General features: G+C 71.7%; 23 protein-coding genes. 7 read left to right on the top strand and 16 right to left on the bottom strand.

Going from position 1 to position 23961, the window contains the following annotated elements:
• Positions 1-90: 90 nt before the first annotated feature.
• Together AB4Y78_RS15065 and AB4Y78_RS15060 are read left to right on the top strand one after the other, a co-directional pair.
• Positions 91-924, top strand: a complete 834-nt coding sequence (locus AB4Y78_RS15065) for an exodeoxyribonuclease III (protein ID WP_441715179.1) — start codon at positions 91-93, stop codon at positions 922-924.
• Positions 921-1802, top strand: a complete 882-nt coding sequence (locus tag AB4Y78_RS15060; protein WP_441715177.1) for an alpha/beta fold hydrolase — start codon at positions 921-923, stop codon at positions 1800-1802. The genes AB4Y78_RS15065 and AB4Y78_RS15060 overlap by 4 nt, the downstream gene beginning before the upstream one ends.
• Here the strand turns inward: AB4Y78_RS15060 and AB4Y78_RS15055 are convergent.
• The 5 genes from AB4Y78_RS15055 to AB4Y78_RS15035 all read right to left on the bottom strand — a co-directional run bounded on the left by AB4Y78_RS15055 (position 1764) and on the right by AB4Y78_RS15035 (position 7446).
• Complete coding sequence (locus tag AB4Y78_RS15055) at positions 1764-3608, bottom strand: MFS transporter (protein WP_441715175.1); 1845 nt, start codon at positions 3606-3608, stop codon at positions 1764-1766. The genes AB4Y78_RS15060 and AB4Y78_RS15055 overlap by 39 nt on opposite strands.
• A gap of 1 nt (position 3609) precedes the next feature.
• Positions 3610-4302 (bottom strand): LppX_LprAFG lipoprotein, encoded by a 693-nt coding sequence (locus AB4Y78_RS15050; protein ID WP_441715173.1) that lies wholly within the window; start codon positions 4300-4302, stop codon positions 3610-3612.
• Between the two features lie 94 nt (positions 4303-4396).
• Positions 4397-5899, bottom strand: coding sequence for a tripartite tricarboxylate transporter permease (locus AB4Y78_RS15045; protein WP_259910871.1), 1503 nt, complete (start codon positions 5897-5899; stop codon positions 4397-4399).
• A 6-nt stretch (positions 5900-5905) separates the two neighbouring features.
• Positions 5906-6448 (bottom strand): tripartite tricarboxylate transporter TctB family protein, encoded by a 543-nt coding sequence (locus AB4Y78_RS15040; protein WP_387356647.1) that lies wholly within the window; start codon positions 6446-6448, stop codon positions 5906-5908.
• On the bottom strand, positions 6445-7446 hold the full coding sequence (locus tag AB4Y78_RS15035; protein WP_259910867.1) for a Bug family tripartite tricarboxylate transporter substrate binding protein: 1002 nt from the start codon (positions 7444-7446) through the stop codon (positions 6445-6447). The genes AB4Y78_RS15040 and AB4Y78_RS15035 overlap by 4 nt, the downstream gene beginning before the upstream one ends.
• A gap of 117 nt (positions 7447-7563) precedes the next feature.
• On the opposite strand from AB4Y78_RS15035, the gene AB4Y78_RS15030 reads away from it, so the two are divergent.
• A complete protein-coding gene (locus AB4Y78_RS15030) occupies positions 7564-7962 on the top strand; it encodes a universal stress protein (RefSeq protein ID WP_007924907.1) in 399 nt (132 codons plus the stop codon).
• 117 nt (positions 7963-8079) lie between these two features.
• Here AB4Y78_RS15030 and AB4Y78_RS15025 read toward each other — a convergent pair whose 3' ends face one another.
• From AB4Y78_RS15025 to AB4Y78_RS15010, 4 genes are all read right to left on the bottom strand, one after another.
• On the bottom strand, positions 8080-9096 hold the full coding sequence (locus AB4Y78_RS15025; RefSeq protein ID WP_441715170.1) for an FAD-dependent oxidoreductase: 1017 nt from the start codon (positions 9094-9096) through the stop codon (positions 8080-8082).
• 113 nt (positions 9097-9209) lie between these two features.
• Positions 9210-11783 (bottom strand): ATP-dependent chaperone ClpB, encoded by a 2574-nt coding sequence (gene clpB, locus AB4Y78_RS15020; RefSeq protein ID WP_441715169.1) that lies wholly within the window; start codon positions 11781-11783, stop codon positions 9210-9212.
• 129 nt (positions 11784-11912) lie between these two features.
• Entirely contained in the window at positions 11913-13412 is a 1500-nt protein-coding gene (locus AB4Y78_RS15015; protein ID WP_441715168.1) for an LCP family protein, read from the bottom strand.
• A 123-nt stretch (positions 13413-13535) separates the two neighbouring features.
• Entirely contained in the window at positions 13536-13808 is a 273-nt protein-coding gene (locus tag AB4Y78_RS15010; protein WP_265230137.1) for a ribonuclease E inhibitor RraB, read from the bottom strand.
• Between the two features lie 61 nt (positions 13809-13869).
• Here AB4Y78_RS15010 and AB4Y78_RS15005 point away from each other — a divergent pair, with 61 nt between their 5' ends.
• Positions 13870-14334 (top strand): SRPBCC family protein, encoded by a 465-nt coding sequence (locus AB4Y78_RS15005; RefSeq protein ID WP_441715166.1) that lies wholly within the window; start codon positions 13870-13872, stop codon positions 14332-14334.
• Here AB4Y78_RS15005 and AB4Y78_RS15000 read toward each other — a convergent pair.
• Positions 14331-14897: a maleylpyruvate isomerase family mycothiol-dependent enzyme gene (locus AB4Y78_RS15000; protein ID WP_441715164.1), complete on the bottom strand. Its 567-nt coding sequence runs from the start codon at positions 14895-14897 to the stop codon at positions 14331-14333. The two genes, AB4Y78_RS15005 and AB4Y78_RS15000, sit on opposite strands and share 4 nt — an antisense overlap.
• Positions 14898-15036: 139 nt before the next feature.
• Between AB4Y78_RS15000 and AB4Y78_RS14995 the strand changes: the two genes are divergently transcribed.
• A complete protein-coding gene (locus AB4Y78_RS14995) occupies positions 15037-15876 on the top strand; it encodes an SGNH/GDSL hydrolase family protein (protein ID WP_441715162.1) in 840 nt (279 codons plus the stop codon).
• 16 nt (positions 15877-15892) lie between these two features.
• Here the strand turns inward: AB4Y78_RS14995 and AB4Y78_RS14990 are convergent, their stop codons facing one another.
• The 5 genes from AB4Y78_RS14990 to AB4Y78_RS14970 all read right to left on the bottom strand — a co-directional run bounded on the left by AB4Y78_RS14990 (position 15893) and on the right by AB4Y78_RS14970 (position 21070).
• Complete coding sequence (locus AB4Y78_RS14990) at positions 15893-16339, bottom strand: heat shock protein transcriptional repressor HspR (RefSeq protein ID WP_007924920.1); 447 nt, start codon at positions 16337-16339, stop codon at positions 15893-15895.
• A 56-nt stretch (positions 16340-16395) separates the two neighbouring features.
• Positions 16396-17418: a DnaJ C-terminal domain-containing protein gene (locus AB4Y78_RS14985; protein ID WP_441715160.1), complete on the bottom strand. Its 1023-nt coding sequence runs from the start codon at positions 17416-17418 to the stop codon at positions 16396-16398.
• A 21-nt stretch (positions 17419-17439) separates the two neighbouring features.
• Positions 17440-18081, bottom strand: coding sequence for a nucleotide exchange factor GrpE (locus AB4Y78_RS14980; RefSeq protein ID WP_068424116.1), 642 nt, complete (start codon positions 18079-18081; stop codon positions 17440-17442).
• Positions 18078-19964, bottom strand: a complete 1887-nt coding sequence (gene dnaK, locus AB4Y78_RS14975; protein ID WP_441715157.1) for a molecular chaperone DnaK — start codon at positions 19962-19964, stop codon at positions 18078-18080. The genes AB4Y78_RS14980 and dnaK overlap by 4 nt, the downstream gene beginning before the upstream one ends.
• A gap of 398 nt (positions 19965-20362) precedes the next feature.
• The gene (locus AB4Y78_RS14970; RefSeq protein WP_441715155.1) at positions 20363-21070 is read right to left on the bottom strand and encodes a spermidine synthase; all 708 of its coding nucleotides are present in this window, start codon (positions 21068-21070) and stop codon (positions 20363-20365) included.
• Positions 21071-21212: 142 nt separating this feature from the next.
• Between AB4Y78_RS14970 and AB4Y78_RS14965 the strand changes: the two genes are divergently transcribed.
• Complete coding sequence (locus AB4Y78_RS14965) at positions 21213-22577, top strand: TrkH family potassium uptake protein (RefSeq protein WP_265230144.1); 1365 nt, start codon at positions 21213-21215, stop codon at positions 22575-22577.
• Positions 22570-22977 (top strand): potassium channel family protein, encoded by a 408-nt coding sequence (locus AB4Y78_RS14960; protein ID WP_007924928.1) that lies wholly within the window; start codon positions 22570-22572, stop codon positions 22975-22977. Before AB4Y78_RS14965 ends, AB4Y78_RS14960 begins: the two co-directional genes overlap by 8 nt.
• 45 nt (positions 22978-23022) lie before the next feature.
• Here AB4Y78_RS14960 and AB4Y78_RS14955 read toward each other — a convergent pair whose 3' ends face one another.
• A complete protein-coding gene (locus tag AB4Y78_RS14955; RefSeq protein ID WP_157986926.1) occupies positions 23023-23925 on the bottom strand; it encodes a diacylglycerol/lipid kinase family protein in 903 nt (300 codons plus the stop codon).
• Positions 23926-23961: the final 36 nt, after the last annotated feature.

Here is a 23961-nt window from a genome sequence, read left to right as displayed (position 1 = left end):
CCAGCCCCAGGTCTGGTCGGGAACGAAGAACCGCAGCCCACACCAACCACCACTGCCGCCCTGTCACCTGCGGTGGCTAGGGTGTCGCCCGTGCGCATCGCGACCTGGAACGTCAACTCCATCCGCTCCCGCGTCGACCGCGTCGAGGCCTGGCTGCAGCGCAGCGACGTCGACGTGCTCGCCATCCAGGAGACCAAGGCCAAGGAGGAGCAGTTCCCGTATCGCCGCTTCCGCGACCTCGGCTACGAGGTGGCCCACCACGGCCTCAACCAGTGGAACGGCGTGGCGATCCTCTCCCGGGTCGGGCTCGAGGACGTGGCGGTCGGCTTCGACGGCGACCCCGGCTTCGGCGATCCCGTGGCGCCCGAGGCGCGCTCGATCGGCGCGACGTGCGGTGGCGTGCGCGTGTGGTCGCTCTACGTGCCCAACGGCCGCACCCTGGACGACCCGCACATGGCCTACAAGCTGCAGTGGCTGGCCCGGCTGCGTGACCGCGCCGTCGAGTGGGCCGCCGACGGCACCCCCGTCGCCCTCTGCGGCGACTGGAACGTCGCGCCCCAGGACGAGGACGTGTGGTCGATGGAGTACTTCGCCGACAAGACGCACGTCTCCCCGCCGGAGCGGGCGGCCTTCAACGCCTTCCTCGAGTCCGGCTTCGTCGACGTCGTGCGCCCTTACGCCCCCGGACCGGGCACGTACACCTACTGGGACTACCAGCAGCTCGCCTTCCCCAAGCGGCGCGGCATGCGCATCGACTTCGTCCTCGGGTCGGCCTCCTTCGCGGAGCGGGTGAGCGGCGCGGCCATCGACCGCGAGGAGCGCAAGGGCAAGGGCGCGAGCGACCACGCCCCGGTCATCGTCGGTCTCGACGGCGACGACGGCGCGGCCGTGGACAAGACGGTCGAAGGGGGCGCCCCCCGGTGAGCACGACCGCCCCCGTGAGCACCGTGGTCGCCCCGGACGGCGCCCGCCTCGCGGTCCGCGAGCACGCGCCGCGGTCTGGGTCCGCTCAGGGCCCGACCCTCGTCCTCGCCCACGGCTGGTGCCTCGCCGCCGAGACCTGGGACCCGGTGGTCGCCAAGCTCCAGCGACGCCGCCCTCACCTGCGGGTCATCACCTACGACCAGCCCGGTCACGGCCGCTCGACACCGGGCCGCTCGCGCTCGGTCTCGCTGCTCGACCTCGGCGCGGCCCTGCGCGAGGTCCTCGTCGAGTCGGCCCCGGACGGTGACGTCGTCCTCGGCGGGCACTCGATGGGTGGCATGACGGTCATGGCCCTGGCGCAGATCGACCCCGAGCTCTTCCGCCGGCGCGTCCGCGGCGCCGCGCTCGTCGGCACCGCCGCCCACCTGTGCCGGCGCCGACCCGTCCCCGGCGAGGGCCTGGCCATGGCGCTCCTCGGGCGCCTGCCGGCACCCGCCCGGGGCCTGCCGACGACGCCACGCCTCACGGCGGCCAACCTCTTCGGCGACGACCCCGACCCGGTGGCGGTGCGCGCCACGGGTCGGCTGACGAGCAGCACGCGGGCCAATGTCGTCGCCGACTGGCACCGGGCGATCGGTGGGCTCGACTTCCGCGAGCACCTCGCGCCCTTCGCCGGGGTCCGCACGGCTGTCCTCACCGGCTCCCGCGACCGGCTCACCCCCGTCTCGGCCGGTCGGCGCCTGGCTGCCGGCATCCCGGGCGCGGACTTCTGGTCCGTCACCGGCGTCGGTCACATGATCACCTACGAGGCACCCGGCCTCGTCGCGGACAAGATCGAGCTACTCCTCGACGCCGAGCCCGCGAGCCAGCGAGCCTGACCCCTCACGACGCCTGATCCCGAGGCAGGCGAGGGCGAGCAGAGCACCGACGAAGGCGGCCCCAGCCGCCCCGACGAAGACGGTGTGCACCTGCAGCAGCGCCGCGTCGAGCAGCGCCTGCCCGCTCGTCTGCTGCTCCCGGGGCAGGGCGTCGACCGCCTCGTAGTACCGGTGCAGCCCGATGCCGGTAAGCAGCGCGAGACCGACGACCATCCCGACCATCCGGGCGACGACGACGAGGCTGCTCGCCGTGCCGTGGGCGTGCTGGGGCGCATCGGCGAGGGCCGCGTCGTTGACCGGCGCCAGGGCCATGCCGAGGCCGAGGCCGACGAGCGCGAGCGTGATCGTCGAGCTCACCTCGGCGAGCGACCCCCGGTCCCAGCCGGACATCACGAGCAGGCCGGACGCGGCGAGGAGCAGCCCCACCCCGGCGGAGAGGCCGTCACCGACCCAGCGCAGGACCCACCCGCCGAGCAGGGCGCCGACGGGCACGGCGACGAGGAACTTCACCAGCTCCATCGCCGCATCGGTCTGCGACCCGGAGGTGGTGAGTCGTGAAAACAGGGGCACGTCGACGACCACGGCGACGAGCGCGACCCCGACGAGCAGCGACACGAGCAGCGCCCAGCCCGTGCGACCACGCACCGTGCCGCGCGGCACCAGCGGGGAGACCGCGGTCCGGTGCCGCCACACGTAGGCGAGGGCGGTGACGACTGCCACGGGCAGGAGGGCGTAGCCGAGCGGCCCGACGACCTCGGTCTCGGGGTCGGCAGAGCTGAAGGTCAGGACGACGCACCCGAGTGTCGTGCCGAGGAGCAGCGCCCCGGGTAGGTCACTCTCCCGCAGCGGCGGCCACCACCGGCGGGCCGTCAGCGCGACGAGGGTGAGGGCGAGCCCCAGTGTCACCAGGCCGATGGGTGTGAGCAGCCGGCTCGTCCCGACGACGGGGACGAAGGGCAGGCCGAGGTAGACGTCGGTGGCGAGCGCGGCGGGCGCCGCGAGGGTCAGCCACAGCAGGCCGACGGTGACGACGCCGAGCACCGTGGTCACCAGCCGAGGACGAAGGGGGCGGTCCTCCCCGCTGTCCCCCCGATCCCTGAGGAGGCCGTCCGCGGCCGTCTCCCCCCGATCCCTGAGGAGGCCGTCCGCGGCCGTCTCCCCCCGACCCCTGAGGAGGCCGTCCGCGGCCGTCTCCCCCCGATCCCTGAGGAGGCCGTCCGCGGCCGTCTCGAAGGGACGCGTCGCAACCGCGATGGCCACCCACAGGAGCACGCCGAGCACGACGTTGAGCCAGAAGATCGCCCGCCAGTCGGCGACGACGAGCACCGCGGCACCGAGCAGCGGCCCGAGCACCGACCCGAGCTCCTGGACCGCGCCGACGACGCCGAGGGGCATGCCGCGGCGGCCGGGCGGCCACAGGTCGGCGACGAGGGCGAGCGTGGCCGGGACGAGACCGCCCCCGCCGACGCCCTGGACGACGCGCCCCGCGACGAGCACGTCGAGGTCGACGGCGAGCGCGGTGATGCCGGAGCCGATGACGAAGACGACGAGGCACCCGAGGAGGATCCGCGACCGCGGGACGAGGTCGGCGAGCCGGCCGATGAGCGGGAGCACGGCGATGTAGCCGAGGAGGAAGCCGGAGATGATCGGCGCGGCGCGCTGCAGGTTGTCCAGCCCCAGCCCGACGCCGCTCATCATGTCGGTGAGCGCGAGGACGACGACGTAGGTGTCGGCGGCCGCGAGGGCGACGGCGGTCGAGGCGAGCGTGAGCAGGGTCCGGGGGTTGGCCCCGGTCAGGCCGGCCACGTCAGGAGGACGGCTCGTCGATCTGCACGCTCATGCCGTAGTCCTTGAGGGTGAGCGTGAAGGTCGTCTCGGTCTCCTTGTAGAAGTCCCCGGTGATCTTCACCGAGCGCAGCTCCCCGCTGTCGGGCTCGATGCCGTAGGTGACGTCGAAGGTCTCCCGCCCCTCGCCGAGGTTGAACAGGCGCGTGATGTCCTCCTTGGGGATCGTCCCCGTGTACTCCTGCAGCACCGTGTCGCCGGATCGGGTGCGCTCCCCGGCCGTGGCGTCGGAGGTGTGAGCGAGGATCTGGTCGACGCCGCTGCCGGTGCGGAAGAACTCGGCCGGGTTGGGCGCACCGAGGTCGGCCATGTCGACGGGGTTGAAGTCCTTGGTGAAGAAGGACATCCACGTCTTGTCGTCGACGGCGATGATCTCGACGCCCGCGGAGTTGCCGTCGATGACGCCGGTGACCTGACCCTGGAACTTCGGGGTGGTCTTGTCGACGATGCCGGAGCCGGTGGCCGCGGAGACGCCGTTGCGCCCCTTGGGGATCGCCGACTGCTTGAGGTCGAAGCCGACCGAGCCGGCGTCGACGAAGGTCGTGCGGGCGGTCTCGAGGGCCTCGGCCGGCGGGGCCGCATCCTCGAAGGCCGAGCACCCCGCGACGAGCGTCAGGGCGAGGGGCACGGCGGCAAGCACGGATCGACGTCGCATGTCGGCCAACCTAACCCGCTGGGTACCGGTGGCGACACCACCGCGACCCAGCCCACACGATCGTGAGCTGGGCCGCGGTGGGGCCGGTCGGACCTCAGAAGTCCGAGCTGGCGGCGCGGCGGCGCCGCAGCAGACCCCAGACGACGCCGGCGGCGAGCAGGACGTAGAGGACGATCGTGATCGGCGAGCTGACGAGCACGAAGGGGTCGTTGCCCGAGTTGCCCATGGCGTCGCGCAGGTTGTACTCGGCGAGCGGGCCGAGGATGACACCGATGAGCACCGGCGCGATCGGCACGTCGTAGCGCCGCATCGCGAAGCCGAGCAGACCGAGGCCGAACATCAGCAGCAGGTCGGTCGTGCTCGCCGCCGTCGCGTAGACGCCGAAGGAGGCGAGCAGGCTGATGCCGGCGTAGAGGTAGGCCTTGGGCAGCTTGAGCAGCTGGGCCCACATCGGCGCGAGCGGCAGGTTGAGGATGAGCAGGGCGACCATGCCGATGAAGAGGCTCGCGAGCAGCGCCCACACGATGTCGGCATTGCGCTCGAAGAGCAGCGGCCCCGGCTGCATGCCGTACTGCCGGAAGGCGATGAGCATGACCGCTGCCGTCGCCGATGTCGGCAGGCCGAGCGCGAGCAGCGCGCCCATGGCGGTGCCGGCCGTCGCATTGCCCGCGGCCTCGGGGCCGGCGACACCCTGGATCGAGCCGTTGCCGAAGGTCGGCTCCGCCCGGCGACGGTCGAGGGCCCGCTCGGTGCCGTAGGAGAGGAAGGTCGGCACCTCGGCGCCACCGACGGGGATGACGCCGAAGGGGACGCCGAAGCCGGTGCCGCGCAGCCAGGCCGGCAGCGCCTGGCGGAACTCCGCGCGGGAGAGGAAGGGCCTCCCCTTCGTCGGGAGCAGCTTGGCCTCGTCGGACCGGCCGATGCGGGAGGCCTGGTGGAAGACCTCGCCGAGCGCGAGGAGGGCGACGGTGAGCACGACGATGTCGATGCCGTCGAAGAGGGTCCGCAGGCCGAAGGTGAAGCGCTCCGTCCCCGTCGGCTGGTCGATGCCCACCATGGCGATGGCCAGGCCGATCGCCAGCGCGGCAAGGCCGCGGATCGCCGAGTCGGAGACGACGGTCGCGATGGCGACGAAGGCGAAGACGGCGAGGGCGAAGTACTCGGCGGGGCCGAACTTCACGGCGGCGTCCGCCAGTGCCGGCGCGAAGAAGACGACGATGAGCGTCGAGATGATGCCACCGATGAAGGCGCCGAGGGCCGCGGTGGCCAGGGCCTGCGGGGCACGGCCCGACAGGGCCATCCGATGCCCTTCGAGCGATGACGCGATCGCGGTGCTGTTGCCCGGGGTGTTCATGAGGATGCCGGCGATGGAGTCACCGAAGAGGCCACCGAAGTAGATCGCCGAGAGCATCGCCAGCGCGGCGAGGGGGTCGAGGCTGGCCGTGAGCGGCAGGAGGAGGGCGACCGCCATGGCCGAGCCGAGGCCGGGCAGGACCCCGACGGCGGTGCCCATGAGGGCCCCGACGAAGACGAAGACGAGGTTTTCGGGCGTGAGGATGTCGCCGAAACCGTTGAGGAGGTTGGTGATCTGGTCCACGTCACATCACCCGAGGATCCCGGCCGGCACGTGGATGCCGAGGAAGCCGCTGAAGACGATCTGGATCGCGGAGGTCATCCCGACCCCGCCGAGCACCAGCCCTAGCGGGCTGCGGGCGCCGAGGCCGAAGCCGACGACGGCGAAGAGCAGCGAGCCGGCGATGAGCCAGCCGAGCGGCTGGAGCAGGGCGACGAAGAGGAGCACCCCCGCGGCGACGATGAGCAGCGAGCGCCAGTTGCTGGCCTCGGGCTCCGGCGGCGCCAGGTCGAGGATCGCGTCGGCCTCGTCGCCCGGGTCGGCGGTGACGGTGACCGGGCGCGGGCGCAGCACCTCGACGGTCATGAGCGTCGCGACGACGAAGCAGAGGACCGCGACGATCCACGGGAAGGCCTTGGGCCCGAAGATCCCGCCGTCACCGGCGACGCGCATGCCGAGGATGCCGGCGACGAGGAAGACCCCGACGGCGGCGACGACGGCCGGGATGATCAGGGCCCCGAGGTCGACCTTGGGGCGGACGGTGGCAGTGGTGGTGTCGGGCGCGGCACTCATACCAGCCCCAGCTCCTTCATCAGCTCGTTGATGCGCTTTTGCTCGCTCGCGACGAAGTCCTCGAACTCCTCGCCCTCGGCGGGGTTGACGACCCACCGGTTGGTCTCCACGGCCTCGCCCCAGCTGTCGGTTGCGACCATCTCGTCGACGATGTCCTCGAGCTCACGACGCTGCGCGTCGCTGATGCCGGGAGGAGCGACGAAGCCGCGCCAGTTGACGAGGTCGACCTCCTCGTAGCCGAGCTCCTCCATCGTCGGGGTGTCGACCCCTTCGAGTCGCTCGGGGGCGACGACGGCCAGTGCCCGCAGGCGCCCGCCCTCGATGAGGTCACGGAAGTCGTTGTAGCCACTGATGCCGACGCCGACGGTGCCCTGGGCAGTCGAGGTGAGCGACTGGGTCAGCTCGCCCCCGCCGGAGTGCGGCGTGTAGTGCAGCTCCTCCGGGTCGATCCCGGCCGCCCGGGCCAGCTGCGCGGCGACGAGGTGGTCGATGCCACCGGCCGAGCCGCCGCCGATGGGCATGGCGCCGGGGTCCTTCTTCCACGCCTCGAGCAGGTCGTCGAGGGTCTTGAACTCGGAGTCCGCAGGCACCGCGATGACCTCGAAGTCCTCCGCGAGGCGGGCGATGACCGTCGTGTCCTCGAGGTCGCGCTGGCCACCGGCCTGGGTGATGCCCCCGAGCATGACGGTGCCGGTGACCATCATGGTCGAGCCGTCACCCTCCATGCCGATGAGCTGGCTCAGGCCGATGGTGCCGCCGGCACCGGGGACGTTGACGACGTTGACGGAGTTGACGATGCCGTCGCTGCGCAGCGCCTGCTGCGACTCGCGGGCGACGAGGTCCCAGCCACCACCGACGGCCGCCGGGGCGATGAGGGTGAGCTGGCTGCGGGCGCCGGCCCCTTGTGCGGAGCCACGCGCGTCCCGCACGGCGAAGACCGCGAGGACGATGACGGCGAGGATCCCGATGATGCGCATGACGTGGGCGCGGGCTACCACGGGTGAGACCACCTTCGTCGTTGAAGAGCCGGAGAGGCGGGGACAGGGGTCCCCCATGATGTCACCATTGCATGACCCACGTCACACACGGGGTGCCGCTCCAGTAGGTTGACGCCCATGATCATCGCCGTCGCGCACAGCCGCACCCCCGCCGGCCGGGCCGCACTCGACCTCGCCCTGCGCGAGTCGGTGCTCCGCGGAGCCGAGCTCGTCGTCCTGCACGTCGTCGACCGTGCGGAGAGCGCAACCAGCGAGGCCGAGGACGCGGTGCGCGCGTCGATCGCCGAGCACGTCCCCACGATCGAGGGCGCCGGTGACGTGCCCACCCGCATCGCGACCGCGGCCACCCGGGGCGACGTCGCCGAGGCGATCCTGGGGCTCGCGGCGGAGGCCTCGGCCGAGCTCCTCGTCATCGGGTCGCGCCGCCGCTCCCCCGTCGGCAAGCTCATCATGGGCTCGACCGTGCAGCGGGTCCTTCTCGACTCCCCCGTGCCCGTCCTCGTCACCCGGGGCTGACACCCCTCCCCCGCATTTCCCTAGGGAAATTCGGGCCCCCCGTGCGCATTTCCCTAGGGAAATTCGGGCCCCCGTGCGCATTTCCCTAGGGAAATTCGGGCCTACGTGCGCATTTCCCTAGGGAAATACGGGCGACCAGAGCCGGCTCGTCGCCAGCCGAAGGGCGGGGAGGGACGCCGCCCGCAGCACCTGCCCCCGCAGGTGGCGGCGTCGGGCGAAGGCGCGGGGCGCTCCCTTCGTCCCGTGGCGGTGGACGAGGTCGGCGAGGGCGGCGGCGTCGGCGAGGGCTTCGTTGGCACCCCGCCCGAGGTTCGGGCCCATCGCGTGGGCGGCGTCGCCGATGAGCACGACCCCGTCGCCGACGGAGGTGCGCAGGGCGGGCGCGAGCAGCACCCGTTGTGCGTCGGCAGCGTCCCCCACGGCCGCCAGCACCTCTCCCACCCGCGGGTCCCAGTCGGCGAGCCGACCGCGCGCCAGCGCCACGACCTCGTCACGGTCGACGTCGGTGCTCCGGCGGTCACCGCGAACGGCCGCAAACCAGGCCGCCCCCTGCGGCCCCGGCGTCATGCCGAAGAGCCCGCCGCGGCCCCACCACTCCGTCGCCGTCGTCACCGGCGGACCGGGCAGGTGGCCGCGCAGCGCGACCCAGTCGGTGACGACCGGGGCCGACCCCGCCCAGGTGCGCTGGCGCACGGCCGAGCGCACCCCGTCCGCCCCGACGACGAGGTCGGCACCGACCTCCGCAGCCAGTGCGCGGGGGTCGGTCACCTGCCGGGTCACCCGGGTGACCGACGGGGGGATCGCCGCCTCGAGGGCGGCGACGAGCTCGGGTCGCGGGACGAACCACAGCCGGGCCGTGTCCGTGGGGCGCAGGTCGTGCAGGGCCCGACCGTCGCAGCGGCGCAGCGCTCCACCCGTCACCGAGAAGGACGCGGCCCGCACCCGGTCGCCCACGCCGATCGCGTCCAGGGCTTCGCGCCCGCCGCGCCACATGGCCAGGACCGTGCCGGCACCGGCCCGCTCGGGTCGCTCCTCGACGAGGGTCACGTGGACCCGACGAGGGTCGAGGGCGACGGTCAGGGCCAGGCCAGCGATGCCGCCGCCGACCACGAGGACGTGTTCGCGAGCTCGCACGCCCCCAGCCTGCCAGCCCCGGGACGAAAAGGTAGTCCCGGTGCCGGCAGCCCCTCACGGGGACCTGCCGGCACCGGGGACTACCGCTTCAACACACAACCATCCAGCGCCCCTCAGCGAAGGGAGAGCCCGCCACCCTCCTCGTCGCGGTCGACGACGACGGTCGAGCCGTCACGCACGTCGCCGGAGAGCAGGGCGGTGGCCAGCCGGTCACCGATCTCGCGCTGCACGAGGCGGCGCAGCGGGCGGGCGCCGTAGGCCGGGTCGTAGCCGGTCTCGGCGAGCCATTCGCGAGCCGCCGGAGTGACCTCGAGGTGGATCCGACGGTCGGCGAGCCGACTCGCGAGCTCGCGCACCTGCAGCTCGACGATGTGGCCGAGCTCGTCGCGGCTCAGCGCGTCGAAGATGACGATCTCGTCGAGCCGGTTGAGGAACTCCGGCTTGAAGGCTTGCCGCACGACGCCCATGACGGACTCACGGCGCGCCTCACCCTCGAGCAGGGGGTCGGTGAGGAACTGGCTGCCGAGGTTGGAGGTCATGACGAGGATGACATTGCGGAAGTCGACCGTGCGGCCCTGCCCGTCGGTCAGGCGCCCGTCGTCGAGGACCTGCAGGAGGATGTCGAAGGTCTCGGGGTGGGCCTTCTCCACCTCGTCGAGCAGGACGACGGAGTAGGGACGCCGGCGCACGGCCTCGGTGAGCTGGCCACCCTCCTCGTAGCCGACGTAGCCGGGGGGCGCACCGATGAGGCGCGCGACCGCGTGCCTCTCGGCGTACTCCGACATGTCGATGCGCACCATCGCGCGCTCGTCGTCGAAGAGGAAGTCGGCCAGCGACTTGGCCAGCTCGGTCTTGCCGACACCGGTCGGGCCGAGGAAGAGGAAGGACCCGGTCGGCCGGTTGGGGTCGGCGATGCCGGCCCGCGAGCGCCGCACCGCGTCGGAGACCGCACGCACGGCATCGGCCTGGCCGATGAGCCGCGAGCCGATGATCGACTCCATGCTCAGCAGCTTTTCGGTCTCGCCCTGGAGCAGACGACCGGCGGGGATGCCGGTCCACGCCGAGATGACCTCGGCGATGTCGTCGCTGCCGACGCGCTCCTTGACCATCGGCGAGCTGTCGCTCGCCTCGACCTCCGACTCCTGCGCCTGGGCGGCCGCCAGCTCCTGCTCGGCGGCGGGGATGTCGCCGTGGAGCAACCGCGAGGCGCCCTCGAGGTCGTTGTCGCGCAGCAAACGGTCGGCCTCCGTGCGCAGCTCGTCGACCCGCGCCTTGAGGTCACCGACGCGGTTGAGACCGGACTTCTCCGCCTCCCAGCGCGCGGTGAGCGCGGCGAGCTCCTCGGACTTGTCGGCGAGGTCGGCGCGCAGCCGCTCGAGCCGGTCGACGGAGGCGGCGTCCGACTCCTTGGCCAGGTGCAGCTCCTCCATCTTCAGCCGGTCGACGGCACGGCGCAGCTCGTCGATCTCGACGGGGCTGGAGTCGATCTCCATCCGCAGCCTCGACGCGGCCTCGTCGACGAGGTCGATCGCCTTGTCGGGCAGCTGCCGGCCGGTGATGTAGCGGTCCGACAGCGTGGCCGCCGCGACGAGCGCGGTGTCCTCGATCCTGACCTTGTGGTGGGCCTCGTAGCGCTCCTTGAGGCCGCGCAGGATCGCGATGGTGTCTTCGACGCTCGGCTCACCGACGAAGACCTGCTGGAAGCGCCGCTCCAGGGCCGGGTCCTTTTCGATGTGCTCGCGGAACTCGTCGAGCGTCGTCGCGCCGACGAGCCGCAGCTCGCCGCGGGCGAGCATCGGCTTGAGCATGTTGCCCGCGTCCATGGCGCCCTCACCGGACGCGCCGGCGCCGACGACGGTGTGCAGCTCGTCGATGAAGGTGATGATCTGCCCGTCGCTGGCCTTGATCTCCTCGAGCACGGCCTTGAGCCGCTCCTCGAACTCGCCGCGGTACTTGGCGCCGGCGACCATCGCGCCGAGGTCGAGGCTGACCAACCGCTTGTCGCGCAACGACTCGGGCACGTCACCGTCGACGATCCGCTGGGCCAGGCCCTCGACGACGGCGGTCTTGCCGACGCCGGGCTCACCGATGAGGACCGGGTTGTTCTTCGTCCGGCGGGAGAGCACCTGGACGACGCGGCGGATCTCGGCGTCCCGCCCGATGACCGGGTCGAGCTTGCCGTCGCGGGCGGCCTGGGTCAGGTCGGTGCCGTACTGCTCGAGCGACTCGCCGCCCTCGGCGGGCGTCTCGGACGTCACCTTGCGCCCGGCGCGCAGCTCGTCGATCTTCGCCTCCATGTCGCGGGCGCCGCGGGACTCGACGGCCGCGAGGTGGCCCGTCTCGGCGAGCGCGAGCAGGAGCAGGTCGAGGGCGAGGTGCGTGTCCCCCTTCGCCCGCATGAGGGTGTCGGCCTGCTGGAGCACAGCGAGCAGGCTGCGCCCGAGCGTCGGGGAGGCCGCCGCACCGCTCGTGGTCGGCAACGAGCGCACGGCCGCATCGGCCTGCGCGAGGACGTGCCCGGCGCCGGTCCCGGCGGCCTGCAGGAGGGTGTCGCACTGCGGTGTGTCGAGCTGCACGAGGGCGCTGACGAGGTGCTCGGGCGTGACCTCGGGGTGCCCCTGGGTCTGGGCCGAACGCTGGGCCAGGGCGAGTGCCTCGGCCACCTTGGTGGTGGGCTGGAAGTCCATGGGTCTCCTCTACGGCTGGCGGATGATCTCTGTCTGGAACAACCTCCTCAGAGTTGAGTCTATTCCGCTCAACTCTGGGGTGAGCGTGCTGCAGTGCGCCGCCCGCCTCCGGACGAAGGGGGACCAGGCTCAGCAGCTGGCCGTGATGTCGCTCAGCTCGTCACCGCTGGTCGTGCTCGACGACGTGGCGGAGGTCGTCGACGACGTCGTCGAGGTCGTCTTCTTCTTCGTCGTCGACTTCTTCGGCTCCGGCTCCGGCGGGTTGATGGCCTCGTCGACCATCGTGTGGATCTTGTCGTAGTCCGGGCGGTTGACGTCGATGTTCTTGTTGGTCAGGGGCAGCGACTTGATGGTGCCGCCGTCCTGGATGCGCAGGACGAGCTCGGCCCAGGCCTTGAGGTCCTGCTGCGGGATGTCGACCGTCACGTTGTCCTGCAGGGTCTTGGCCAGCGCGGGGTAGCGCACGAGCATCGACGTCGGGTTGACCTGGTTGAGCAGCGCTCCGACCATGCAGCGCTGACGCCGCATCCGCGAGAAGTCACCGTCGGCGGAGTCGGCACGCGAGCGCGAGTACCAGAGGGCGTGGTAGCCGTCGAGCTCCTGCACCCCCGGCTCGATGTAGCCGGTGGTGCCGACGACGACACCCCCTTCGATCTTGCAGCCGATGCACACGCGCTCCTTGACGTCGACGGTCACGCCGCCCATCGCGTCGACGAGCTGGGTGAAGCCCTCGAGGTTGATGACGGTCGTGTAGTCGATGTGCAGCCCGAGGATCTCGGAGGCGGCGTCCTTGGTCGCGACGAGCCCCGGGTTGACGTCCGCCGGGAAGAGGTCGGCGTTGTCGCGCCCGAGCGTCCAGACGTACTCCATGAGGCACTGGTCGCCGCAGTTGAAGCCGTCAGGGTACTTCTGCTTGAGGGGGTTGCTGTCGGAGAAGGGGATGTTTTGCAGGTTGCGCGGGATGCCGAAGAGCACCGTCTCACCGGTCTGCGTGTCGACGCTCGCGACCATGAGCGAGTCGGGGCGGATGCCGTCGCGGTCGGCTCCGGCGTCCGAGCCGACGAGCATGATGTTGACCCGGTCGGTGCCGGCCCACGGGTCGTCGCCCTCGCCGGGAGCCGCGGCACCATCGGGCCGCAGGTCCTCGAAGACCGAGCCGATGAGCGAGCGCTGGATGACTGCGTAGCGCACCGACTGCGCCGCGGGGGCGAAGACGAGGAGCGCCGCGAGCGCCGCGAAGACGACCATGGCGACCCGCGGCCGCCCGGAGGTGCCCTCGGGCAGGTTGTCGCGGGCAGTGGTGATGATGCCCCAGATCCACACGATCGCCCCGATGACGATGATCGGGATGAGCACCATGAGCGCCCGCCGGCTCACGCCGACCCCGATGATCGACGAGGTCACGCCCTTGGCCAGGGCCCAGCCGAGCACGAGGAGGACCGTCGCGACGAAGGCGGTCACGATGGTGATGCCCGTCCTCCGGCGGGTGCGGATGAGACCGAGCCCGGGGATGACCGTGCTCGCCGCGGTCAGCGTGTAGTACCGCCGGCTCTGGCGTGCCTTGCGCCGCGCGATGATGCCGCGCTCTCCGAGAGCACGCCGGCTCTCAGGGGTGGTGCTGTCGGACACGGGTGCCAACCTCCGCGTGATGGGGACCGCCGGGCTGCATGGCTGGTGCTCGGCATCCCTGGGCGCGCGTATTCACGACATCGTGACACAAAGGTGACCCGTTCCAGCAATGCCGAAGGGGCGTCAGGCGCGCGTCGCCGGGTCCGGGTCGTACCAGCCGTCGTGCTCCTCGGCGAGTGCGGCGAAGCGCTCCCGCAGGCCCTGGGCCACCGCGGTCGACTCGTCGGCGACCATGTCCTCGCGCACGTGCACCGCCCACTCGTGGTCCTCGCTGTCGTCCTCGCCGGCGAGGGCCTCGCGCACGACCCGGACCTCGGTGAAGCCCTCGTCGCGCAGGTCCTCGGCGATGCGGTCGGCGTCGTCCCGGTCGGGGAAGACCATCAGGTGCTCGGACATGGCACCAGCCTGTCACGCGTCGGGGGTGGACAACAGGTGCTGGGCGTGGTGTCGTCAGGGGATGGCACAGGAAAACAAGATCACTGTCCAGCGCACCATCGACGCGTCCGCCAAGGACATCTTCGAGGTATTGACCAATCCCGAGCGGCACGCGGAGCTCGACGGCTCCGGCTTCGTCCGGTCGGACGAGAAGACCGACCGCATCCAGGCCGTCGGCGACGTCTTCACGATGAACATGTCCGGCGACCACATGGGCGGCGACTACCAGACGGACAACCACGTGACCGCCTTCGACCCCCACAAGATGGTGGGGTGGAAGACGGCTCCGGCCGGCACCGAGCCGCCCGGGTGGGAGTGGCTGTGGGAGCTGGAGCCGCAGGGTCCTGACAGCACCCTCGTCACGCACACCTACGACTGGAGCGGCGTCACCGACAAGGCGTTGCTCGAGAAGGTCGGCTTCCCGCTCGTCCAGGAGTCACAGCTCGAGGACACGCTCGGACGCCTCGCGGCCGCGGTGAGCAGCTAGCGGGGGTCCCGTCCGGTGAGGCCGAGCGCCCGGTCCTGCCGCGAGGCGTCCGGACCGACGTGGACCGCCGGGCCGCACACCCCGTCACCGCGGATCGCGTCGCCGAAGCCGGCGATCGCCGCCTCGACCTCGTCGAGCTCGGCCTCGTTCAGCTCGACCGGCACCCCGGCGCTCGCGCCGATGTCCCACCGGTGGACGAGCAGGTCGAAGCCGTAGAAGCGGTCGAAGGCCGCGCCGATCGTCGTCGCGCCGAAGGGCGTCTCGTACGGCCGCTCGGCGAGGGTGTCGTCGGCGAGCTGGCGGGCGACGCCCTCGGCGTGCGTGCGCCAGGCGGTCGCCGGCCCGAGCGCGGCCACCGTCGGCGCCGGGTCGGGCAGGTCGGCGCCCGCCTTGAGCAGGAAGTCGCGCTGCGTGTCGATGAGGTGCTGGATGACGTCGAGTCCGCTCCACTCGTCGCACGGGCTGTCCCCGGCGAGGGCCTGCGGGTCGGTGGCGTCGATGAGCCGCATGAGCGGCGTGTGCTTGCGGTCGAAGACGGAGGCGGCGTCCTGTGGTCGGGGCATGGCGCCAGCCTGCCAGCCCCCACCGACATCGGCACGCGACGCCCTCCCCCTTCGTCGGTGAACTCCCGGCGGCGGGACGGCGAAGGGAGCCCCCGCCCCCTTGATCGGTGGGCAGGCCGCCACCAGCATGACGAAGGACATGAGCGGGCTCTTCGTCGCCGTCGGCGACTCCTTCACCGAGGGCGTGGGTGACCCCAACCTCCACTACCCCAACCAGGTGCGCGGGTGGGCCGACCGACTCGCGCGGCAGCTCGGGCGGGCGGACCCGACGTGGCGCTATGCCAACCTCGCGATCCGCAGCAAGTTCCTCGACCAGGTCGTCGACGACCAGCTCGACGCGGCCCTCGCGCTGCGGCCCACGCACATCTCCTTCTGCGCCGGGGGCAACGACCTGCTGTCCCTGCGCGCGGACGTCACCGGCATCGCGGAGCGCTACGAGCGCGCCCTCGTGCGGCTCGTCGGGTCGGGTGCCGAGGTCATCGTCTTCACGACCTTCGTGCCGCAGGCAACGGGGCTGCTCAAGCCGCTCACCAAGCGGGTGCACGCCTTCAACGCCACGATCCGCGACCTCGCGTCGACCCACGACGCCACGCTCGTCGACCACGACCTGCTGCGCGAGTACGACGACAAGGCGCTGTGGTCGCTCGACCGGATCCACATGGCCCGGCCGGGCCACAAGCGGATGGCGGCCGTCGTCGCGGAGGCCCTCGGCGTGCCCCACACGCTCAAGCTCAGCGACCTGGTGACCGGCGACCAGCCCGGATGGCGGCACTCCGTGCGCGTCGAGGCGGAGTTCGTCCGCGACGAGGTCGTCCCGCTCGTGCGGCGGCGGCTGCGGGGCGAGTACGAAGGGGACACGACCCGCCCGAAGTGGCCCGAGCCGATCCACCCGAGTGACGGGATGAAGCGGCTGGCCGCCGAGCAGGCAGCCGTCGAGCGACGGTTGCGGGAGTGGGGCGACCTGCTCGAGCGGGTCTGACGGCGCGAAGGGAGGCTCAGCGCGGCTGCCACACGACGAGCGCCTGCCCGCCGCTGCGGGGTCGCGGCCGCTGGCCGTGCCGCAGCGCGACGATGTCGCCCTGCGAGCCGACGGCGAAGAAGCGCCGGCCCTCGCCGAGCTGCTCGCGCGCGGCGTCCAACTCGTCGTCGAGCTCGGCGACCCGGGCGCGCAGGGCCTCGACCTGGTGCTCGAGGTCGAAGATCCGCTGGATCGCCGCGAGCGAGACGCCCTCCTCCTGGGAGAGGCGCTGCACCTCGCGCAGCCGGGTGACGTCGGCGGCGCTGTAGCGCCGACCGCCGCCGCGGGTGCGCGACGGGGTGACGAGCCCGATCCGGTCGTACTGGCGCAGCGTCTGCGCGTGCATGCCGGCGAGCTCGGCGGCGACGGAGATGACGAAGACGGGCGTGCGGTCGTCACTGCTCAGTCCTGAGATCCGGGCCATCGGGCCCACCTCCCTTCGTCATCTCCGTCGCCACCGGCTCGCCATCAGTGTCGTGGTCAGGCGCTCGCGGCGGTGACCAGCGCGGCGCGCGGGTCGTCGGTGCGAGCATCGCGCAGGACCTCGACGGCCTCGCGCTCGGCCTCGCTGAGCTCGGTCGGCACGATGATCTGGACCTTGGCGAGCAGATCGCCGGTGGCCTTCTTCGTCGCGATGCCGCGTCCCTTGAGCCGCAGGACGCGGCCGCTCGGGGTCCCCGGCGCGATCCTGACCTTGACCTGCGACCCGTCGAGGGTCGGCACGGCGACCGTGGCACCGAGGGCGGCCTCGGCGAAGGTCACCGGCAGGTCGAGGGTCAGGTTGTCGCCGTCGCGGCCGTAGACCGGGTGCTTGCCCACCGACACAGTCAGGATGAGGTCACCGCGGGGCCCGCCCTGGTCGCCGTGGCCTCCCTTGCCGCGCAGGCGGATCTTCTGGCCGTCCTTGACGCCGGCAGGGATCCTGGCGTTGACCTTCTCGCCGTTGACGTTCAGGGCGATGGTGCGCCCCTCGACCGCGTCGCGGAAGGACAGCTCGGTGCGGGCGGTGAGGTCCTGGCCCTTGACCGGGCCCCGCGGGGCGCGGAATCCCGCACCCTGCCCGCCGAAGCCGGCACCGCCGCCCCCGCCGAACATCGACAGGATGTCCTCGAGGTCGGGCTCGCCCGCCCCACCCCCGGCGAAGGGGGAGCCGCCGCCGGTGCTGTAACGCACCCGCGAGCCGCCCCCTCCCCCGCCGAAGGCGGAGAAGATGTCCTCGAAGCCTGCGCCCCCACCCGGGCCGCCGGCGGTGAATCGCGCACCGCCGCCGGCCATCGAGCGGATGGCGTCGTACTCACGACGCTGCTCCGGGTCGGAGAGCACGGCGTGCGCCTCGCCGACGTCCTTGAACTTCTGCTCGGCGGCGTCGTCCCCGGCATTGCGGTCGGGGTGGTACTGCTTGGCGAGCTTGCGGTAGGCCTTCTTGATCTCGGCGGTATCAGCGTCCTTGGCGACACCCAAGACCGCGTAGAAGTCCTTGTCCAACCAGTCCTGACTGGCCATGTCTCCTCCTCTCGGTGGTGGTTACTGCGGGTCGGCGACCGCGACGCGGGCGGCGCGCAGGACGCGCTCGCCGGCGCGGTAGCCGGGCTGGAGCACGGTGACGACCGTCGTGGCCGTCGCGTCGCTCGGCAGCTCCGGGTCGGAGGCGTCCCACGCGCCGTGCATGAGGGCCTCGTGCACGTTGGGGTCGAAGGCCTCGCCCTTGACGCCCACGCGCTCCAGACCCTGCTTGGTGAGGACCTGCTCGAGCTTGTCGGCGATCGCCCGGAAGGGGGAGCCCTCCGGCAGGTCGCCGTGCTGCTCGGCGAGGTGGATCTCGTCGAGGACCGGCAGGAGCGACTCGAGCAGGTCGTGGACGGCGCGCTCCTTGTGCACCGGGAGGTCCCGGTCGACGCGACGCTTGTAGTTGACGTACTCGGCCTGCAGGCGCAGGTAGTCGTCCTGGAGCTGGTCGGCGCGGGCCGTGTCGGGGTGGACCTCGGCGTCTCCGGTGGCCTCCCCTTCGCCCGGGGCGGTGGCCCCGTCGGCCGGGGTGGCCGACTTGGGCGCAGCGTCGGCCGCGTCCTCGTCGACCACCTCGGCCTCGACGACCTGCTCCTCGGCCTCCGGGTTCGCCGCGTCGGCGGTCACCTCGGGCTCGATCGGCTGGTTGGGGTCGGTCACTTCTGCTCCTCGTCGTCGTCGACGACCTCGGCGTCGACGATGTCGTCGTCACCCTCGGGAGCGGGCTGCTCGGCGCCGGCGTCGCCGCCGGGGGCCGCGCCCTCGCCCTGCTCCGCGGAGGCCGCGTAGAGGGCGGCGCCCATCTTCTGCGACTCCTCGTTGAGGGTGTCGACCTTCTTGGCCAGCTCCTCGACGCTCACGCCGGACTCCGGCTTGAGGGCCTCCTTGAGGTCGGCGAGCGCGTCGTCGACGGGCTTGCGCTGCTCGTCGGTCAGCTTGTCGCTGGACTCGGAGAGGAACTTCTCGGTGGAGTAGACGAGGTTTTCCGCGTTGTTGCGGGCCTCGGTCTCCTCGCGCCGGGCCTTGTCCTCGTCGGCGTGCGCCTCGGCCTCCTTGACCATGCGCTCGATCTCCTCCTTCGACAGCGCAGAGCCGCCGGAGATGGTGATCTTCTGCTCCTGGCCGGTGCCCCGGTCCTTGGCCGTCACGTGGACGATGCCGTTGGCGTCGATGTCGAAGGTGACCTCGATCTGCGGCACGCCGCGCGGCGCCGGCGCGATGCCGGAGAGCTCGAAGGTGCCGAGGTTCTTGTTCTGCTGCGCGATCTCGCGCTCACCCTGGAAGACCTGGATCAGCACGGAGGACTGGTTGTCCTCGGCGGTGGAAAAGACCTCGGAGCGCTTCGTCGGGATGGCGGTGTTGCGCTCGATGAGCTTGGTGAAGAGGCCACCCTTGGTCTCGATGCCGAGGGAGAGCGGCGTGACGTCGATGAGCAGGACGTCATTGCGCTCGCCCTTGAGGACACCGGCCTGCAGGGCCGCGCCGAGCGCGACGACCTCGTCCGGGTTGACGCCCTTGTTGGGCTCCTTGCCCCCGGTCAGCTCCTTGACGAGCGAGGTGACGGCCGGCATGCGGGTGGAGCCGCCGACGAGGACCACGTGGTCGATGTCGGAGACCTGGACGCCCGCGTCCTTGATGACGTTTTCGAAGGGGGTCTTGGTCCGGTCGAGCAGGTCCTTGGTCATCTGCTCGAAGTTCGCACGCGAGAGCGACTCGTCGAGGTGGATGGGGCCGTTCTCGCCCATGGACAGGTACTGCAGGTTGATCGATGTGGTCGAGGAGGAGGAGAGCTCCTTCTTCGCCTGCTCGGCGGCGTCGCGCAGACGCTGCATGGCGATCTTGTCGCCGGAGAGGTCGACGCCGGTGTTGTTCTTCACCTGGGTCAGGAGGTGATCGACGATGCGCTCGTCCCAGTCGTCGCCACCGAGCTGGTTGTCACCGGAGGTCGCGCGGACCTGGATGGTGGAGAAGCCGTCCTCGGGGTCCTTGCCGACCTCGAGCAGGGAGACGTCGAAGGTGCCGCCACCGAGGTCGAAGACGAGGATGAGCTCGTCCTCCTTGCCCTTGTCGAGGCCATAGGCCAGGGCGGCCGCCGTCGGCTCGTTGACGATGCGCAGGACGTTGAGGCCCGCGATCTCGCCGGCCTCCTTGGTGGCCTGGCGCTCGGCGTCGTCGAAGTAGGCGGGGACGGTGATGACCGCGTCGGTGACGTCCTCACCGAGGTAGGCCTCGGCGTCGCGCTTGAGCTTCTGCAGCGTACGGGCGCTGATCTCCTGGGCGGTGTACTTCTTGCCGTCGATGTCGTCGGTCGTCCAGTCGGTGCCCATGTGGCGCTTGACCGAGCGGATGGTGCGGTCGGCGTTGGTCACCGCCTGACGCTTGGCGATGTCGCCGACGAGGACCTCGCCGCCCTTGGAGAAGGCGACGACGGACGGGGTGGTGCGGCCACCCTCGGCGTTCGGGATGATCGTGGGCTCGCCACCCTCGAGGACGGCGACGGCAGAGTTGGTGGTTCCGAGGTCGATGCCAACGGCACGAGCCATGAGGCGCTCCTTTGTTCGGGTGGTCGAGGTAGTCACCCCGACGCGAGTTGAGTTGCTGTCGCTCAACTTAGGAGCCGGTCCGCGGCCTGCGCAAATCCGTGGCCCAAAAGTTGAGTTCACTTGGCTCAACCACGAGCGAAGGGAGGTTGTTCCCGGCCTCGCATTTCAGGCGGGGAGGAGGGGCTCGCCGGGCCGGGAAGGTCTGACTTGGCCGGGATAACCGCAACTGGCCGAGCAATTGCGCGGCCATGTCCGGCCTTCCCGGCCATCTGCAGGTTTCCCGGCCAGACCCCTGCCCCGATCCCTGCCCTTCGAGACGTCGGCCGCAGGGCGGCCTCCTCCTCAGGACCCGGAGGCCGCCCCGCGCCGCCGGGACACCTACCGACCCGGCTGACGGCTCAGACCGCGACGTAGACGGTGTTGCTCGACACCCCGCCCGTGAGGAAGTTGTCGAAGGCGACGACGTGCGCCTCGACCTCTTCGAAGACCTGCTCGAGCAGCGCGCAGAAGTCGGCGTCCGGCGGGTCGTCGGACCACATGGCGAAGACGCCGCCGGGACGTAGGTGCGCGCGCAGCCGCTGCAGGCCGTCGAGCGAGTAGAAGGGGGCGTGGTCGGGGTGGAGCAGGTGGTGCGGCGTGTGGTCGATGTCGAGCAGCACCGCGTCGTGCAGCCGGCCGGGCTCGTCCGGGTCGAAGCCGTGCTCTGACGCGGCGAGCTCGAAGAAGTTGCCGAGGAGCAGGCGCGTGCGCTCGTCGCGCACGACGGCGGGCGCGTCCGGCAGCAGCTCGCGCTCGTGCCAGTCGATGACCTCGGGCATGGCGTCGACGACGAGCACTGAGCTCACCCGTGGGTCCTCCAGCGCCGCCTTGGCGGTGCACCCGAGGCCCAGGCCGCCGACGACGACGTCGAGCTGCTCCCCCTTCGCCCTGGCCAGACCGAGGCGAGCCAGCTCGATCTCGGCAACCGTGAAGAGGCTCGACATGAGGAACTCGTCACCGAGCTTGACCTCGTAGACCTCGACCGTGAGCGTCGGCTCGATCCGCCGACGCAGGCTGATCTCACCTCTGGGGGTCTCGCTCCAGGCGAGCTCTTCGAAGCGGCGCATCAGCTCAGTCTGCCCCGACGCCCTTCGAGACAGCGCTGCGCGACTCCCGGGTCCTGAGGAGGCGGCCGCCTGCGGCCGACGTCTCGAAGGGCAGGGACCGGGAGAGCGACGTCTGCTCCGAGGAGGAGTAGCGTCCTGCGGCGTGGACCAGGCCGCGCCGAGCGCGCATCTGCTCAACCGTCTCGTGGCGAACCCGGCCCGCACGGTCATGCTGGGCTTCGCGGCGACGATCGCGGTCGGGACGCTCGTACTGATGACCCCCTTCGCGGCCGAGAGCCGGGAGCCGACCGACGCGCTGACCGCGCTCTTCACCGCCACCTCGGCCACCTGCGTCACCGGGCTCGTCACGGTCGACACCGGTGGCCACTGGTCGACCTTCGGTGAGCTGGTCATCCTCGCGCTCATCCAGATCGGCGGCCTCGGCGTCATGTCCGTGGCGACGCTGCTCGTCATGCTCATCGGCCGCAAGCTCTCGGCCCCCGCCGGTGTCCTCACCGTCGCGGAGGCCCGCTCGCTCGCCCAGCGCACGCCCGGGCAGGTGCTCGTCGGCGTCCTCCGCTTCACCCTCGCCGTCGAGCTCGTCTCCGCTGTGGTGCTCACCGTCCGGCTGCGGACGGCCTACCACGACGGGTGGGGCGAGGCGGTCTACTCGGGCGTCTTCCACTCGGTCTCGGCCTTCAACAACGCCGGCTTCGGCCTGCTGCCGGACAGCGCCGTCCAGTGGGCGCAGGACCCGTGGATGTGCGTGCCCCTCATGCTCTCGGTGATGATCGGCGGGCTCGGCTTCCCCGTGTGGTGGGAGCTCTTCCGTCACTGGCGCGAGCCCTACCGGCGGTGGACGATCCACGCGACGATCACCATCTGGGGCTCGGTCGTACTGTGGGTCGTCGGCACCCTGCTCTTCGCCGTCGTCGAGTGGGACAACGAGGACACGCTCGGCCCGTTGGGCACGGGCGGCAAGGTCCTCGCCGCCGCCTTCCAGTCCGTGGTCGCCCGCACGGCCGGCTTCAACAGCGTCGACATCGGGGCGCTCCGCCAGGAGAGCCTGCTGCTCCTCGACGGACTGATGTTCGTCGGCGGCGGCAGCGCCGGCACCGCCGGGGGCATCAAGGTCGCCACCTTCGCCGTCCTCGGTTTCGTCATCTGGGCCGAGCTGCGCGGCGAGCCGACCGTGCGCGTGCTCACCCGTCGCCTCTCCCCCGCCAACATGCGTCAGGCGCTCACCGTCGCCCTGCTCGGCACCGGCCTCGTCGCCACCGCGACCGGCGCGCTGCTCGTGCTCACCCCCTTCCGCCTCGACGTCGTGCTCTTCGAGGCGATCTCGGCCTTCGGCACCGTCGGCATGTCCACCGGCATCACCGCGGACATCCCGCCGGCCGGCCAGCTGATCCTCGTGGCGATGATGTTCCTCGGCCGCCTCGGCCCGATCACCCTCGGCGCCGCCCTGGCGCTGCGCAACCGACCTCGGCGCTACGAGGTCCCGGAGGAGAGGATCCTCGTTGGCTAGGTACGACGTCGCCGTCATCGGCCTCGGCCGGTTTGGCTCGGCGCTCGCGCTGCGCCTCGTCGAGGAGGGCCGGCGGGTCCTGGGTGTCGACGTGGACGAGGCAGCCGTCACCGCACTCGCCGACCAGGTCGACCACCTGGCGATCGCCGAGGCCCGCGACGAGGAGACCCTGCGGCAGCTCGACATCCGCCCGGACACGCTCGTCGTCCTCGGCATGACCCACGTCGCCGCCTCGCTGATGACCGCCACGGCCCTCAACGAGCTCGGCGTCCGCGAGATCTGGGCCAAGGCCGGCTCGCGGCAGCACGTCGAGGCGCTCACCCGCCTAGGGGTCAGCCGGATCATCCAGCCCGAGCGCGAGGCCGGGCTGGCAATGGCGTCGGAGATCCTGCGCCGCTGAGCCCTGACCTCAGCACGCACCCGGTGTCACGACACCCCGGCGGCCTCAGCCCGCTGGGGCGACGAGCACCCGCAGGGCCTCCGGCCGCACGGTGAAGCGCATCGGGGTCTGCCCGACGGGGTCGCCATCGGCGTACACGACGCGCCCTGCAGGAGAGGCGATCTCGATCTCCCGGCCCCGGTCGGCGCGGATGCCGACGCCGTCGATCTGCGTCCCGCGGAAGTACCGCGGCAGCAGGATGGGGAACTTCCACCGCGAGACGTTCTCGACAGTCGTCACGTCGAGCTCACCGTCGTCGAGCAGCGCCCCGGGGTTGACCTGCATGCCGGCGCCGTAGCGACCCGAGTTGCCGACCGCGATGCTCCACCCCTCGACCCGACGGGGCACCCCGTCGACACTCATGTCGATGTCGAAGGGACGGGTCTCGACGAGCGAGCGCGCCCCGCCGTACGCGTAGACGAGCGCACCCGGCACCCACGCCGGCGCGTCGTTGGCGTACTCGTTCGCCCGCGACTCGTAGCCCACCGTGGCCACTCCGAGGAAGGGCGTCTCCCCCGCCATCCCGACGTCGACCCGACGCTCCGTGGCGAAGGGGAGGCCGGCTGCGGCCTCGCGCAGGTCGAGCGACGCGCCAAGAGCCCGCATGAAGTCGCAGCCGCGGCCACCCGGCAGCGGCGCCACCACCGCCCCGGAGCGGATCGCGCCCTGCGCGACGCAGGCGACGAGACCGTCGCCGCCGAGAGCGACGAGCACCGGACCGTCGGGCGAGCCGGCGGCCCCGATCTCGCTCGCGTGCTCGGCGGAGCGGGTGATCTCGACGTCGACCGACCAGCCGTGGCCGCGCAGGATGTCGGCCGCGACCGGCACCATGGCCTCGGCCCTGCCGTTGCGGGCGGTGGGGTTGGCCACGATCAGGGCCTCGCGGACGGTCTCCTGACGGTGTGGCATGCCGTCATTGTGCCGGTCCATCCCCGCCATCGGCCG

It is taken from the genome of Janibacter sp. RAF52 (genome assembly GCF_052114035.1).
Lineage (GTDB): Bacteria > Actinomycetota > Actinomycetes > Actinomycetales > Dermatophilaceae > Janibacter > Janibacter hoylei.
The sequence above is the reverse complement of the archived record's forward strand: the minus strand, read 5'-3'. Positions and strand labels throughout refer to the sequence as shown.

Coding starts and splice junctions, on each gene's coding strand:
- AB4Y78_RS15050 (WP_441715173.1), bottom strand. CDS start 4,302: ATGCGACGTCGATCCGTGCTTGCCGCCGTGCCCCTCGCCCTGACGCTC.
- AB4Y78_RS15040 (WP_387356647.1), bottom strand. CDS start 6,448: ATGAGTGCCGCGCCCGACACCACCACTGCCACCGTCCGCCCCAAGGTC.
- AB4Y78_RS15030 (WP_007924907.1), top strand. CDS start 7,564: ATGATCATCGCCGTCGCGCACAGCCGCACCCCCGCCGGCCGGGCCGCA.
- clpB (WP_441715169.1), bottom strand. CDS start 11,783: ATGGACTTCCAGCCCACCACCAAGGTGGCCGAGGCACTCGCCCTGGCC.
- AB4Y78_RS15010 (WP_265230137.1), bottom strand. CDS start 13,808: ATGTCCGAGCACCTGATGGTCTTCCCCGACCGGGACGACGCCGACCGC.
- AB4Y78_RS15005 (WP_441715166.1), top strand. CDS start 13,870: ATGGCACAGGAAAACAAGATCACTGTCCAGCGCACCATCGACGCGTCC.
- AB4Y78_RS15000 (WP_441715164.1), bottom strand. CDS start 14,897: ATGCCCCGACCACAGGACGCCGCCTCCGTCTTCGACCGCAAGCACACG.
- AB4Y78_RS14995 (WP_441715162.1), top strand. CDS start 15,037: ATGAGCGGGCTCTTCGTCGCCGTCGGCGACTCCTTCACCGAGGGCGTG.
- AB4Y78_RS14990 (WP_007924920.1), bottom strand. CDS start 16,339: ATGGCCCGGATCTCAGGACTGAGCAGTGACGACCGCACGCCCGTCTTC.
- AB4Y78_RS14985 (WP_441715160.1), bottom strand. CDS start 17,418: ATGGCCAGTCAGGACTGGTTGGACAAGGACTTCTACGCGGTCTTGGGT.
- dnaK (WP_441715157.1), bottom strand. CDS start 19,964: ATGGCTCGTGCCGTTGGCATCGACCTCGGAACCACCAACTCTGCCGTC.
- AB4Y78_RS14970 (WP_441715155.1), bottom strand. CDS start 21,070: ATGCGCCGCTTCGAAGAGCTCGCCTGGAGCGAGACCCCCAGAGGTGAG.
- AB4Y78_RS14955 (WP_157986926.1), bottom strand. CDS start 23,925: ATGCCACACCGTCAGGAGACCGTCCGCGAGGCCCTGATCGTGGCCAAC.